12 protein-coding genes and 1 pseudogene are annotated in these 12,881 nt (G+C 41.4%); 11 read left to right on the top strand and 2 right to left on the bottom strand.

Annotated elements, in window-relative coordinates:
- Positions 1–80 precede the first annotated feature (80 nt).
- The 10 genes from ACZ42C_RS14100 to arsC all read left to right on the top strand — a co-directional run bounded on the left by ACZ42C_RS14100 (position 81) and on the right by arsC (position 6,979).
- Positions 81–908, top strand: a complete 828-nt coding sequence (locus tag ACZ42C_RS14100; RefSeq protein WP_461182143.1) for an alpha/beta fold hydrolase — start codon at positions 81–83, stop codon at positions 906–908.
- Positions 909–992: 84 nt separating this feature from the next.
- Positions 993–1,499, top strand: a complete 507-nt coding sequence (locus ACZ42C_RS14095; RefSeq protein WP_461182144.1) for a DUF3995 domain-containing protein — start codon at positions 993–995, stop codon at positions 1,497–1,499.
- A 160-nt stretch (positions 1,500–1,659) separates the two neighbouring features.
- On the top strand, positions 1,660–2,196 hold the full coding sequence (locus ACZ42C_RS14090) for a GNAT family N-acetyltransferase (protein WP_461182145.1): 537 nt from the start codon (positions 1,660–1,662) through the stop codon (positions 2,194–2,196).
- Positions 2,197–2,344: 148 nt separating this feature from the next.
- Positions 2,345–3,169, top strand: coding sequence for a nucleotidyltransferase domain-containing protein (locus tag ACZ42C_RS14085; protein ID WP_461182146.1), 825 nt, complete (start codon positions 2,345–2,347; stop codon positions 3,167–3,169).
- Between the two features lie 156 nt (positions 3,170–3,325).
- Entirely contained in the window at positions 3,326–3,733 is a 408-nt protein-coding gene (locus ACZ42C_RS14080) for a hypothetical protein (RefSeq protein ID WP_461182147.1), read from the top strand.
- 52 nt (positions 3,734–3,785) lie between these two features.
- Positions 3,786–4,049, top strand: a complete 264-nt coding sequence (locus ACZ42C_RS14075) for a hypothetical protein (RefSeq protein ID WP_461182148.1) — start codon at positions 3,786–3,788, stop codon at positions 4,047–4,049.
- Between the two features lie 59 nt (positions 4,050–4,108).
- The gene (gene paiA, locus ACZ42C_RS14070; RefSeq protein WP_461182149.1) at positions 4,109–4,627 is read left to right on the top strand and encodes a spermidine/spermine N(1)-acetyltransferase; all 519 of its coding nucleotides are present in this window, start codon (positions 4,109–4,111) and stop codon (positions 4,625–4,627) included.
- A 276-nt stretch (positions 4,628–4,903) separates the two neighbouring features.
- Positions 4,904–5,227 carry an ArsR/SmtB family transcription factor gene (locus ACZ42C_RS14065; RefSeq protein WP_464891366.1) on the top strand — a complete coding sequence of 108 codons (324 nt, stop codon included), beginning with the start codon at positions 4,904–4,906 and terminating at the stop codon, positions 5,225–5,227.
- A gap of 15 nt (positions 5,228–5,242) precedes the next feature.
- Entirely contained in the window at positions 5,243–6,541 is a 1,299-nt protein-coding gene (locus ACZ42C_RS14060; RefSeq protein ID WP_461182151.1) for an arsenic transporter, read from the top strand.
- Positions 6,542–6,559: 18 nt separating this feature from the next.
- Positions 6,560–6,979, top strand: a complete 420-nt coding sequence (gene arsC, locus ACZ42C_RS14055) for an arsenate reductase (thioredoxin) (protein ID WP_461182152.1) — start codon at positions 6,560–6,562, stop codon at positions 6,977–6,979.
- A gap of 940 nt (positions 6,980–7,919) precedes the next feature.
- Here arsC and ACZ42C_RS14050 read toward each other — a convergent pair.
- Positions 7,920–10,187: pseudogene (locus ACZ42C_RS14050) on the bottom strand (ATP-binding cassette domain-containing protein).
- Positions 10,188–10,343: 156 nt separating this feature from the next.
- Positions 10,344–11,303, bottom strand: a complete 960-nt coding sequence (locus ACZ42C_RS14045; RefSeq protein ID WP_461182153.1) for an NADP-dependent oxidoreductase — start codon at positions 11,301–11,303, stop codon at positions 10,344–10,346.
- Between the two features lie 657 nt (positions 11,304–11,960).
- Between ACZ42C_RS14045 and nadX the strand changes: the two genes are divergently transcribed.
- Entirely contained in the window at positions 11,961–12,737 is a 777-nt protein-coding gene (gene nadX / locus ACZ42C_RS14040) for an aspartate dehydrogenase (protein ID WP_461182154.1), read from the top strand.
- Positions 12,738–12,881: the final 144 nt, after the last annotated feature.

Genomic DNA, 12,881 nt, shown 5'->3' with positions numbered 1-12,881 from the left:
CATATACCAAATAAGAAAATAAATATTGATTACAAGATCAATCAGCTTACCTATAAAATATAGAAACCGGAGGATATATTATGGAACAATTTAAACTAACAAAGGATTTTGCCTCTGCGTATGGACGGATAAGTTACGATATTAAAGGAAAAGGGCCGCCTCTTATCCTTGTACATGGAACGCCGTGGTCATCATTTAACTGGAGACATTTCATCCCAGCGCTTAGTCAATGGTTTACCGTGTACTACTATGATCTTTTGGGTTATGGACAGTCTGAAAAATCAGCGGAAGATGTTTCACTTGGTGTACAAAACAAGATTTTGTCAGAGCTTATTGATTATTGGGGACTTAATAATCCTATTGTGATCGGACATGATTTCGGCGGAACAACCATTTTAAGAACGCATCTTCTAGAAAAACAGGATTTTAATAAAATGATACTTATAGACCCGGTTGCTATTGCGCCGTGGGGATCTGCTTTTTTCTCACACGTAAAGGAACATGAAACAGTTTTTCAAGAAATTCCACCGTACATACATAAGGCAATCATTTCAGCTTATGTCCGGGGAGCAAAATATAAGTTTATGGATGAAGAAACACTGGAGGGAATCATTAATCCTTGGCTTGGTACAACGGGGCAAAGTGCATTTTATCGTCAAATCGCTCAGGCCAGCCAGAAATATACGGATGTTATAGAGCCTTTATATGAAGAAATAAGTAACCCAGTATTAATTATCTGGGGAGAACAGGATACCTGGATCCCGATGGAAAAAGGAAATGAATTACATAACCTAATGAAATATTCTGACTTTGTAACTATTCGTAATGCCGGACATTTAGTAATGGAAGACCAACCTGCTGAACTCCTGTCACGTATATTAAGGTTCCTTGGCGTTAATGTGGAGTAATGAGTTAGTTATTACTTTTTATCTTATGGCTGTCAGAGTAATTTAATCTGGTGAAGTGTTTTTATTAAAGGGGAGAACTTTCTGATGAAGAGAAATCACTTTATCATTACTTTGGGCGTTATTTGGACTGTTATTTTTGCAGGGATGAGTTTTTATTGGGCGATGGGAGGACTGGTTGGTGTCAGGTCTCTTGGAGGATCGATTTACGAAATGTCCCTGAATCCTTCTCCCTCTTTTGTTACCGTCGTGTGGCTTTCAGGTGTAATTAAATTACTTGGCATCGTATTATTTTGGATGCTTTATAGAAAATGGAACAAACCGCTCATAACCAGGATGCTGTATTACATCATGAAAATTGCGGGGATTTTCCTGTTTTTATATGGGTTGTTAAATTTTATTACGATTTCATTAAGCGCATTTAATGTATTGGACTTTGACTTGGATTCCTATGCTACGTTTTGGAGATTGGTTTTCTGGGAGCCATTCTGGATGATTGGCGGTATTTTTTATTTTTATTCTGTTAAAAGGATAAAGGGGACGGATTGGCAGAGACAAGGGGGGAATGCAAAGGCGGAAATACCATTGCGTTAAAGATACCTAATATCCAGCACAACGAGACGCTGTATTTATAAAAAAATAAGGGAGGTGGTTTGATTGAAGGTAAGTCACATCACTTCTTCCCGCATTGCTGATGGTTACACGGAATTTGATTGACTTTTCATTGTGCAAATTTGTTTAAGGAGTTGAATTTATGAGAATTGAAACAGATCGGCTACTGATTAAACCTTTTGAAAGGAAACACCTAAATGATGTTTTTGACATTTATAATGATGATTCCACATGCCAATACCTTTTGCATGATAAATGGACACAGGAAGATAAGGAAAGTAATTTTGAAAAGAAATTAAATAATAATAGATTAACCAAGGAAACTGGCTTGAACTTAGCTGTTCTATTAAATGCGAAAGTAATTGGCGATGTAGCTGTTTGGTACACAGATATGAAAGATACCGTTGAAATGGGTTATACATTTTCAAAATCAGCGTCTGGAAAAGGGTATGCAACTGAGGCTGTTATTGCATTAATAAATTATTTATTTGAAGTTGAAAAAGTACATCGTATTCAAGCAAATCTGGATGCACGAAATATAGCATCCTACAGATTATGTGAAAGGGTGGGGATGAGAAAAGAAGCTCACTTTATACAAGATTTTTGGAGTAAAGGTGAATGGACCGATAGTATTGTATTCGGGATGCTGAGGGCTGACTATAATAAACCCTCATTGTAAATATAAAGAAAGTATGTAAAAGTATTTTGATAATGGCAGGATCTATAGTACCTCTAAACTTTTCCGTAAAGTGGAAGAAAAATAAACAAAAGCAAAAAAAATCAAGAGCAGACGAACTATTGGAGGTTTAAATTTTGGAGGTGATGAAGTGGCAATTCTAAAAGCTGGATATGGTCTGGACCCTGACGGCTTTATTGTCAGTGATGTAAGTATAGACAAAATCGATCCTGTTTATATGCCTTGTATCCAGGAATCTGTGAAGGCACTGAAAGATTTATTTCCTCAGCAGTTGCACAGTGTTTATGTCTACGGCAGCGTCGCCAGAGGGGAGGCTGTTATGCTGAAATCAGACCTGGACCTGATCGCTATGTTTGACCGTAACCCCAGTTCCGTTGAGCGGAAGAAATTAAGGGAGCTTGCCGTTGAACTTTCTCAGAAATATTGTTCTCTGGTTCGTGATGTCGGTATCGTTGTTGCGGATTATGAATATACGATGGACCCCTCCCATTATCATGAAAACGCATTTCTGCGGGAGCTCTGTGTTTGTGTCTATGGAGAAGATGCAGTAAAATCGTTTGGTCCGTACAAACTTACACCGGAAATTGCCATTCGCTTTAATGGAGATATTGGGGAGGTGCTTGACCGAACGATTAAGAGGTTGAAAACAGCTCCTGATAAAGATTTTAAAATAATTTCACAGAACTTCGCCCGAAAAATCATTCGAACCTGCTATGCCATGGTAATGGTGCGTGCTCAGATTTGGACGACACGCCTGCACGAGCAGGCGGAAGTCTTTATCCGTTACTTTCCGGATAAAGAATCTGTCATTTGTACCCTGTTAAATTGGGTGGATGAAGAACCACCAAGGAACCGTGAGACTGTATTTGAGCTGTTTCAGCGTGAGGGAGAATGGGCAAGTGCGAGATTTAAGCGGGAGGCGAATATTCTCAGTGAATCTAAAAGGCTTCGTTGACGGAAGATAGCTGCATATGAAAGAGACGGTTGAAAAAACTTATTTAACATTCAGGAGTTGTAAACTTTAGTGATATTTTGCTACGCACTTTATTTTTAATATCCCATAATATTCCTTGGGAACTAGTAAAAAAACTCTAAAAAAGAGGTGAAAAGGATGAAGAAAGTCCATTCCGAAGAACAGGGAGTAAAAATTATAAGCCCATCAGATTGTGGAAATGCACCGAAAAAGAAGGTTCTAAGGGATTTTCTCGTGGCTTTTGCAGTAAAAGATATTTCTTTTATCAATGAATACACGAGGGTGGATATTTATTGGGAGATCGTCAATGACATGGTGATCCAGGGCCGGGAAGAAATGGTGAAACTACTGGATAAGCGGATGGTTTCACCCACATTGGAATTGGAGATCCACACTGTAATTACGCATGGTAAAACAGCATCCGCAAACGGAACATTGAAATTGGAAAACAACCGTGTTTATGCGTTTAGTAATGTATTCAATTTTGTCAGCGCTGGGAAAAATACTATTAAGGACATCACTTCCTACGTTATCAGGATGGACTAAAACGTATGGTGGAACAGGATGGTTTACTATTTAGGTAATTGGAGGTTTTGATTTGAAGAGATACTTAATCTTTGCCTTAAGTTTTCTATTATTGTTGTTGTCATTCCAAATATTCAGTGGAATGTTACTTACTTATTTTTATACGCCTGATATACAGGATGCGTGGCAAATGAGCGGGAACATGGGGCAGGAAATAGTGGTACAAAGGAATGATTCATCACTTCCCCTGACATTCGTTAATGCTTTCCTTGCTGCTTCCGTTGCATACTTTATTTCAAATAAATTTTTGGGACCGGCAGCACAGGCAAGTGAATGAGTGAAGTATATATTTTGAATACTTACGGATGAAGAGCATATAGAAGGAGTGACATGGGAATGGACACGACCATCAGGAGATGCAGCATTGATGACCTGCAAGAGCTTCAGGACATCAGCTATGAAACTTTTAATGAAACGTTTAAGGACCAAAATAAACCTGAAAATATGAAAACGTACCTGGATCAGGCATTTAATGAAACGCAATTGAACAAGGAATTATCCAATCCTTTTTCCCAATTTTTTTTTATTTATAGTGAAAATAAGCTTGCGGGCTATTTGAAGATTAATACCGGTGAAGCGCAGTCTGAAGCTATGGACGACGATGCACTGGAAATCGAGAGAATCTACATAAAACAAGCCTTCCAGCAAAAGGGCCTTGGTAAGGCTTTGCTGAATAAAGCGATGGCGTTGGCAAAGGAACTGCAAAAGAAAAAGATTTGGCTGGGTGTATGGGAAAAAAATGAACATGCCATTGTATTTTACAAAAGGCTGGGTTTTGTGCATGCGGGAGCTCATGCTTTCTATATGGGGGATGAGGAACAGGTTGACTTGATTATGGTTAAAAGGCTTGTTTAACCCATTTTGACTGGGACATTATAAGCGGATTTCATTGCAGCATTTCTGGGTATTTCCATAAAATTGTCAATGGAACGCATGAATGAGGTTCGGGATGAAATACGGGTGGTGTGTAATAATAACAGCACCTATCCATTCCGCCTCAGAATGAATTTTTTTAAAATGTTTTCCTGTACATAGATGAGTCGGTTGTATATATAAGCATATAGTTATATACTAATATTGCAATTGAAAGAAGAAGGAGGGGGGATGCAAGTGCAGCAAACTTTGGTGGAAATGGATAAAGCCGCAGTCATTTTAAAGCTGCTGGGAGATCGAACACGCTTGACCATGATGAAATTAATGGATGAGCAGGCCTGCTGTGTGTGTGAATTGGTGGAGATATTTCAGATGAGCCAGCCATCGATTAGCCAGCATGTACGTAAACTGAAGGATCTGGGTTTAGTGACGGAAGAAAGAAGGGGCCAATGGATATTTTATTCCGTAAATAAAAGCAGCGAGTATTATGCATTTATTCAGCCCATTCTGGAACAGCTTCCGAGTCAGGATACAAAATTAAAAGAACTGGAGGAAAAAGGCATTCGCATTTCCTGTTGTTAAATTGGAGGAATTTTTTTGTCAACCACGCTTATACTTGCCATATTAATTTTTATTGCAACACTCGTCCTTGTGATCTGGCAGCCAAAAGGGTTAAATATCGGCTGGTCTGCCATTGGCGGGGCTGTAGTAGCACTTATCGTTGGAGTTGTGGAATTCAGCGACGTCATTGAAGTAACAGAAATTGTCTGGAACGCCACATTGGCCTTTGTTGCTATTATACTTATTTCTTTAATACTCGATGAAATTGGATTATTTGAATGGGCGGCTTTACATATGGCCCGAATTGCCAAGGGCAACGGCATAAAAATGTTTGTCTATATCAGTTTACTTGGTGCTGTCGTTGCAGCCTTATTCGCCAATGACGGTGCAGCTTTAATTTTAACACCAATCGTACTGGCCATGGTGCGGAACTTGAATTTTAAAGAAAAAATGATCTTTCCATTCATTATGGCAAGCGGTTTTATTGCGGATACTACTTCTTTGCCGTTCATTGTCAGTAACCTTGTAAACATTGTATCGGCAGACTTTTTCGGCATCGGATTTGTGGAATATGCAGCACGAATGGTGATTCCGAATTTATTTTCCCTGGCTGCGACGATTACCGTGCTGTTGATTTATTTTAGAAAAAATATCCCGCAAACGTATGATGTATCGAAATTAAGTGAACCAAAAGATGCGATCAGGGATCATAAAATGTTCCGTATGTCATGGTATGTCCTTGGTTTATTGGTGATAGGCTATTTTACGAGTGAATTTATTAACTTGCCGGTTTCCATTATTGCGGGTACCATCGCCATCTTTTTTGTACTGATGGGCAGACAAAGTAGCGCTGTAAATACAAGAATGGTGATTAAAGGAGCGCCCTGGGATATTGTGTTTTTCTCCCTCGGAATGTATGTAGTCGTTTATGGACTGGGCAATGCCGGACTCACTTCTGCGCTGGCAGGTGTGATCCAAACAATTGCCGATGAAGGGTTATTTGCAGCTACCATGGGGATGGGGTTCATTGCTGCGTTCCTGTCATCCATCATGAATAATATGCCAACCGTCATGATTGACGCCTTGGCAATTGCAGAAACAAATACCTCGGGAGTACTGCGGGAAGCACTTGTCTATGCGAATATTGTCGGGTCTGACTTAGGGCCAAAAATTACCCCAATCGGATCCCTGGCCACATTGGTATGGCTTCATGTCCTGTCCAAAAAAGGGGTAAAAATCTCATGGGGAACCTACTTCAGGATAGGGATTGTATTAACCGTCCCAATTCTGTTTGTCACCCTGGTAGGTCTATATATAACGTTATTGATATTTTAAAAACAAAGGAGCTGGATTATGGCTGAAAAAACATTGTATTTCCTATGTACAGGCAATTCCTGCCGGAGCCAGATGGCAGAAGGCTGGGCAAAACAACTACTCGGGGAGGAATGGGAAGTCAGAAGTGCCGGCATTGAGGCGCATGGCTTAAACCCGAATGCAGTTAAAGCAATGAATGAAGTCGGGGTTAATATTTCCAATCAGGAATCAGAACTCATTGATACGGAATACCTCAACAATGCCACATTGGCAGTCACGCTTTGCGGGGATGCCGCCGACCGCTGCCCGATGACACCCCCGCATGTCAGACGGGAACATTGGGGGTTTGACGACCCGGCCAAAGCCGAAGGAACCGAAGAAGAGAAATGGGCAGTTTTCCAGCGTGTCCGTGATGAGATTGGCGAGCGGATTAAACGGTTTGCCGAGACAGGGGAATAATGGGAACGGATTGTTTATTAGTGGCCGGTTTGATCGGACATGGGGTGGATAGGGTCCTGGATAGGAGTTCTATTGGACATTTGGGAGTGAAATTTTCAGAAGGTGTCTTTGAGATGAGCTCTCGTGGACATTCGGTAAGTGAAGATGTCAGCAAATGTCCTCGAGAAAAGCTCTCATGGACATTTCAGAGAGGAATCGTCATTAAATGTCTTTGATAAGAGCTCTCACGGACATTCTGTAAGTGAAAATGTCAGGAAATGTCCCCGAGAAAAGCTCTCATGGACATTTCAGAGAGGAATCGTCATTAAATGTCTTTGATAGGAGCTCTCGCGGACATTAGTTAAGTGAAAATGTCAGGAAATGTCCTCGAGAAAAGCTCTCGTGGACATTTCAGAGAGGAATCGTCATTAAATGTCTTTGATAAGAGCTCTCACGGACATTCTGTAAGTGAAAATGTCAGGAAATGTCCCCGAGAAAAGCTCTCATGGACATTTCAGAGAGGAATCGTCATTAAATGTCTTTGATAAGAGCTCTCGCGGACATTAGTTAAGTGAAAATGTCAGCAAATGTCCTCGAGAAAAGCTCTCACGGACATTTCAGAGAGAAATCAACAGCAAATGTCTTTGATAAGAGTTCTATGGGCCAAGTGTCAAGAAAATTCAGCTGTAAAGGGACTTGAGAGATCTTCATTCACCTTTTTTGCTTGGAATCCAACTGCGAAGGCCCCCCTTGGGAATTTCACTATAGATTTTATAACCAATAATCGGTAATTATCAGGGGGCAGGCAGCCGGATCTAATTTATATAGTGAAAAACGAGCTTGATAACGTTGGCTTTTGATTAAGATTTCACATCCCTATACGCGGAATAAGAAACCAAAGCATTGATTTCCTCAGCTAAATGCCCTCCCCATCACACGGACATCAGCAAAATTCCCCGGGTTATTCAAAACCATTCCTTATCCATTTAGCAGTGGCTGTATTTGCCTGGAGCATGTCTTCCGGTCTGCCTTCAAAAATAATATGTCCGCCTTGCTGGCCTCCGCCTGGTCCCAATTCGATGACCCAGTCGCTGGCAGCGATAAAGTCCAGGTTATGCTCGATGATCATCACAGAGTTTCCTCGTTCAACCAGGTTTTGAAACACCTCCAAAAGTGCTTGATTATCCTTGGCATGCAGGCCTAAAGAGGGCTCGTCCAGCAAGTAGATTTGTCCTTCCTTTTTTAAATGGTTTGCCAGTTTAAGCCGTTGGACTTCCCCTCCGCTCAGGGAACTTGTTGTCTGTCCCAGGGTCAGATAACCTAACCCAACGTCTTTCAATGTATTGACTCTCCTGATAATTTTAGTTGTTCTAAAATAATGCATGGCCTCGTCAACCGTTATATCCAACATTTCCACAATATTTTTGCCCCTATACCGATAGGACAGTGCTTCCCCGGAATATCTTTCACCACCGCAAGCTTCACAATTTGTTGTCACCGGTTCGGCAAAAGCCACATCCGGGGTGATCACGCCTTTTCCTTTGCAGACAGGGCATGCGCCTGTGGAATTAAAGCTGAACAAACCTGGCGGCTGTCCGGTTTCTTTGGAAAATATCGCTCGAATCTCGTCCATGATTCCCATGTAGGTGGCGAGAGTGGAGCGGTTGGAAATACCAATGCTTCCCTGAGCTGCCATAATCGTTTCCGGATAGCGTTCCGGAAAGGCCTCCAGCATGAGTGAACTTTTCCCTGACCCGGATACACCGCAGACTGACACCAGCACATTTTCAGGAATTTGTACGCTGATATCTTTCAGGTTGTTGTTCCTTGCCCGGCTGATGGTAAAATAACTTTTTATTTCTCTGGGATTTTTATTCAGGTGCAGCCTGCGGTTAAGAACGGTGGCGGAATTGGAACTGTTTAATCCTTCCAGTTTTCCCTGATAGATCACTTCGCCTCCATGTACTCCTGCCCCCGGCCCCATCTCGATGACTTCATCCGCAGCTTTTATTACGGACAGGTCGTGTTCGATGACGATGACGGTATTATGCTGTGCTTTCAGGTTTTTTAGCATCTGTATCAGCATATCTACTTCCTCCGGGTGGAGGCCAGCCGTTGGTTCGTCAAAAATGTAAGTGATATTGTTCAGGCTGCTCCCTAAATGCCGGGCAATCTTTACCCTTTGCGCTTCACCGCCGGATAAGGTGTCCATTTTCCTGGAAAGACTTAAATAGCCCAGTCCCATTTTAATCAGTTGCCGGATTGGCGGGATAGCCTGATTGACAATGGATGCTCCCATCGAATCTGTTATATTTTGAAGTTCCTCCAATAACACTGTAAGTTCCATCCGGTCATAAGCCGCAATATTATGGCCGTTTATTTTACAGGCCAGCACCTTAGGATTCAGACCAGAGCCCTCGCAGGTTGGACATGGAGAGTGGGTGGAAACGGCCAGGACGTCATCCTCGGTCACTTCTTTCAGCTTCGAGATATCTCTATGGATATAAAGCCGGGTAAACCTGGGTAAAAGTCTGTCCCATTCATGATCCTGCGGGCCGTTTTTCGTATGAAACGGAGCATAGACTTTCTTTCCGTCTTCGGGTCCATACAAAAACAGACGGAGTTCTTTTTCCGGGTAATCTTTAATCGGCAAATCCGGATCAAATAAACCACCGGTCATCATCCATCTGCCCTGCCAGCCTGTTGGCGATAGAGGTTTGAATTTTACAGCATATTCGCGAAGTGACTAATTAAAATCAATGAGCTTGTTCAGATCAGGGGTTATGACCTTCCCGTAGCCGCTGCATTCCGGACATCTGCCAAAAGCACTCTGACTGGAAAAATCAGTGGCATCCCCGATGGATGGCTTTCCAATTCGCGAGAACAGAAGCCTGATCAATGGATGGATATCCATATAGGTGCCTACAGTAGAGCGGGAATTGCCGCCTGCAGGTCTTTGCTCCACAACGACGACCGGGCTGAGATTCTGCATAAGACTTGCACTTGGCCTTTCATACCGGGGCATCTGGTTTCTGACATAGAGCGGATAGTTCAGCGTCATTTGTCTTTTGCTTTCTGTAGCCAACGTGTCAAACACGACGGAACTTTTTCCCGAACCGGAAAGCCCGGTAAATACGATGATTTTCTCTTTTGGAATGGTAAGATCAATATTTTTCAGGTTATTTTCTTTCAGCCCTTTGAGTATGATTTCATCTTTGTTTTCTGACATGTTATCATCCTTTTAAAAAAGAAACGTCTAATTGTTCCTGCTGCTTATTCAAATCCATGGCTCGTGAATCAAAAAAGCAGAAGCATCCGGTTCACATCCTGTGTTTCTTTTATATCTTGAAAAATCCCCCAAAAAAGGGGGATTTACAAAAGAAATTTAGATAGACGTATCTACTTCAATCAATACTTTTCCGCGGGTTTTACCAGCGAGATCATGGACTGTTTTCAGTTCTGACAACGGAAAACGCTCGCTGATGAATGGAGATACAACACCCTCGTCCACCAATTGGGTAATTTGCTTTAATTCCTCGGCATTGCTTCGAACACCCATTCTTTTCGCTGTGACACCCAATTCCTCCGCAAGCTCCTGGTCAGCTGGAGAAGTAGCAGAAACGAGCATACCTCCTTGATTTAACAGAGTAAGCCATGAATTCACTTCCTCAGTATCAGCAGGGGAAAGGTTGAAAATCAAGTCCACCTTTTCATCCAGCGCATCTGGAATGGCCGTCTTTTTATAATCAATGATCTGGTCAATGCCCAGCTCTTTCAGTTTCGGAAAACTTTGCTCGGAGGCACTACCGATGACATGGGCACCCTTCCACTTTGCAAATTGAACGGCAAATGAACCAACCCCCCCAGCAGCTGCTGTAATCAGTACCTTTTGCCCTTGTTCCAGCTTTCCAAGACCAAATAAGGCCTGCCAGGCTGTTAAGGCTGCGAGCGGTATAGCACCAGCATCCTGTAGCGGGATTTTTGTTGGTGCGAAAGCAAGGTGTTTTGCCTTCGTAACGACAGATTCCGCAGCTGCACCATTCTTTGCGATGTTCAGGAAGGTATAGACTTTCTGGCCTTCTTTAAATGTTCCCACCGATTCGCCCACTTTTTCTATAACTCCAGCCACATCGCTATGGGGAATAAAAGGAAATTCCGGTGAAATCACTTTCTGAAAATCTCCACGTCGAATGACAGCATCCAAAGGGTTATAAGATGTTGCAGCAACTTTAATTAATACTTCCTCCGGACCGACTTCAGGAATAGGTACTTCCCTTAATTCAATCACATCCGTATCTCCATACTGATTATATACAGCGGCTTGCATCTTATTCTTTACTGACATATTTCAGCCCTCCTGTCCTCGCTACTTTGTATCATGACCGTATTTATTAAAATTCATCGGTGTATCTTATACATTGATGAGGCGGTAAATTTTTATTGTATTATCAAATATACCATAATATATTGGTTTGTTTAGTGAATTGCTCACGTCGTAATTATTCTGTATGTACTGTACGATTGATAGCGATAAACTCCAAATTACAAATGTTTTAACTTATGTAGTCCTGAACATGATGACTATCTTTTGTGACAAAATGACAAATATATGGTAAATGAGGGATGAATGTCTCTGAGAGCGCTTCTCTCGGCCTTCTCGCCTGGGAAATAGGGTGAAAATGTCCATGAGAAGCATTCTCTCAGCCCTTTCACAAGGAAATAGAGGTAAAATTGTCCAGGAGCGCAGATCTATTCATTATAATATGAGAGTTTCATATCACTACTGTTCACCAATGACGGCTTGTATTTTCCACCCATCTGTTTGGACAGGAGAAGCATCAAATTTTATTCCCCAATGACAAGTTCTCTTTCCATATAGTTGATTACCTAAATATGATAGGATAGTAATACATTATGAAGTTCATGATACTCAACCCTCTGTGGACCCCGCTGTAACATACAATTCAAAGCTTGAAAATCATTAAAATTTGGAGGATGAAAAATGGAAGTAGGTTTAATAGGTGCAGGAGCCATTGGAACATACTTACTTGAAGAGCTAAATAGTAAAAAAGATAAAGATATCCGAATCACAAGTATTTATGTTCGTAATCTGGAAAAGTACCAACATTTACAGGAACAATATGATATAAGGCTGTATACAAACCTGGATAATTTTTTGGACTCGAATATTGATGTTGTTGTGGAAGCAGCAAATGTCCAAGCGGCGAGAGAAATGCTGCCAAAAATAGTAATACGAAAAGACACTGTAGTTATTAGTATTGGTGCTTTGGCGGAAGAGAAGTTTCTTAATGAAATAAAAGAGATGATGGAAGTAAATGGTCATAAACTTTATTTGCCTTCGGGGGCGATTGGAGGGCTTGATCTCATTGAAAATGTTGCTGCTGTGGGAATTATCGATACTGTATCCCTGGTTACACGGAAGCCGGCCCATACATTAACGAACAAATCTATCGATGAGGCTGAGGCTGTATTTAAAGGCAATGCGGCGGAAGCCATCAAGCAATACCCTAAAAATATAAATGTATCCATTGCGCTTGCGCTGGCGGGAATTGGCTTTAAGCAAACAAACGTGACATTGATAGCTGATCCGACTATAAATGAAAATATTCATTCCATCCAGGTTGATGGCGATTTTGGAACAGCATCCTTTGAAATCAGGAATAAAGCCCTGCCAACGAATAAAAATACGAGTTACCTTGCTGCTGTAAGTGTCATTGGTACTTTAAAGAAGATGATGAACCAGGTGAATATTGGTTAATGGCATTACAGAGACGAATGCGGAGAATAACTGATACACTAAAACATTTCATGGGTTTTAGATTTCCGTTAATTTATGAAAATGTTAAAAAGGCTTATACAAGAGTTCGACTCTTGAGTAAAAAAATCTGCCTTCTTATCAAGT

This window comes from Virgibacillus kimchii (assembly GCF_055379185.1).
Note: the sequence above shows the minus strand (reverse complement) of the source record. Positions and strands in the feature narration are given on the sequence as shown.

Excerpts from the sequence above, each read along its gene's own strand:
- ACZ42C_RS14100 (WP_461182143.1), top strand. The coding sequence starts at position 81 with ATGGAACAATTTAAACTAACAAAGGATTTTGCCTCTGCGTATGGACGG.
- ACZ42C_RS14095 (WP_461182144.1), top strand. The coding sequence starts at position 993 with ATGAAGAGAAATCACTTTATCATTACTTTGGGCGTTATTTGGACTGTT.
- ACZ42C_RS14090 (WP_461182145.1), top strand. The coding sequence starts at position 1,660 with ATGAGAATTGAAACAGATCGGCTACTGATTAAACCTTTTGAAAGGAAA.
- ACZ42C_RS14080 (WP_461182147.1), top strand. The coding sequence starts at position 3,326 with ATGAAGAAAGTCCATTCCGAAGAACAGGGAGTAAAAATTATAAGCCCA.
- paiA (WP_461182149.1), top strand. The coding sequence starts at position 4,109 with ATGGACACGACCATCAGGAGATGCAGCATTGATGACCTGCAAGAGCTT.
- ACZ42C_RS14065 (WP_464891366.1), top strand. The coding sequence starts at position 4,904 with ATGGATAAAGCCGCAGTCATTTTAAAGCTGCTGGGAGATCGAACACGC.
- arsC (WP_461182152.1), top strand. The coding sequence starts at position 6,560 with ATGGCTGAAAAAACATTGTATTTCCTATGTACAGGCAATTCCTGCCGG.
- ACZ42C_RS14045 (WP_461182153.1), bottom strand. The coding sequence starts at position 11,303 with ATGTCAGTAAAGAATAAGATGCAAGCCGCTGTATATAATCAGTATGGA.
- nadX (WP_461182154.1), top strand. The coding sequence starts at position 11,961 with ATGGAAGTAGGTTTAATAGGTGCAGGAGCCATTGGAACATACTTACTT.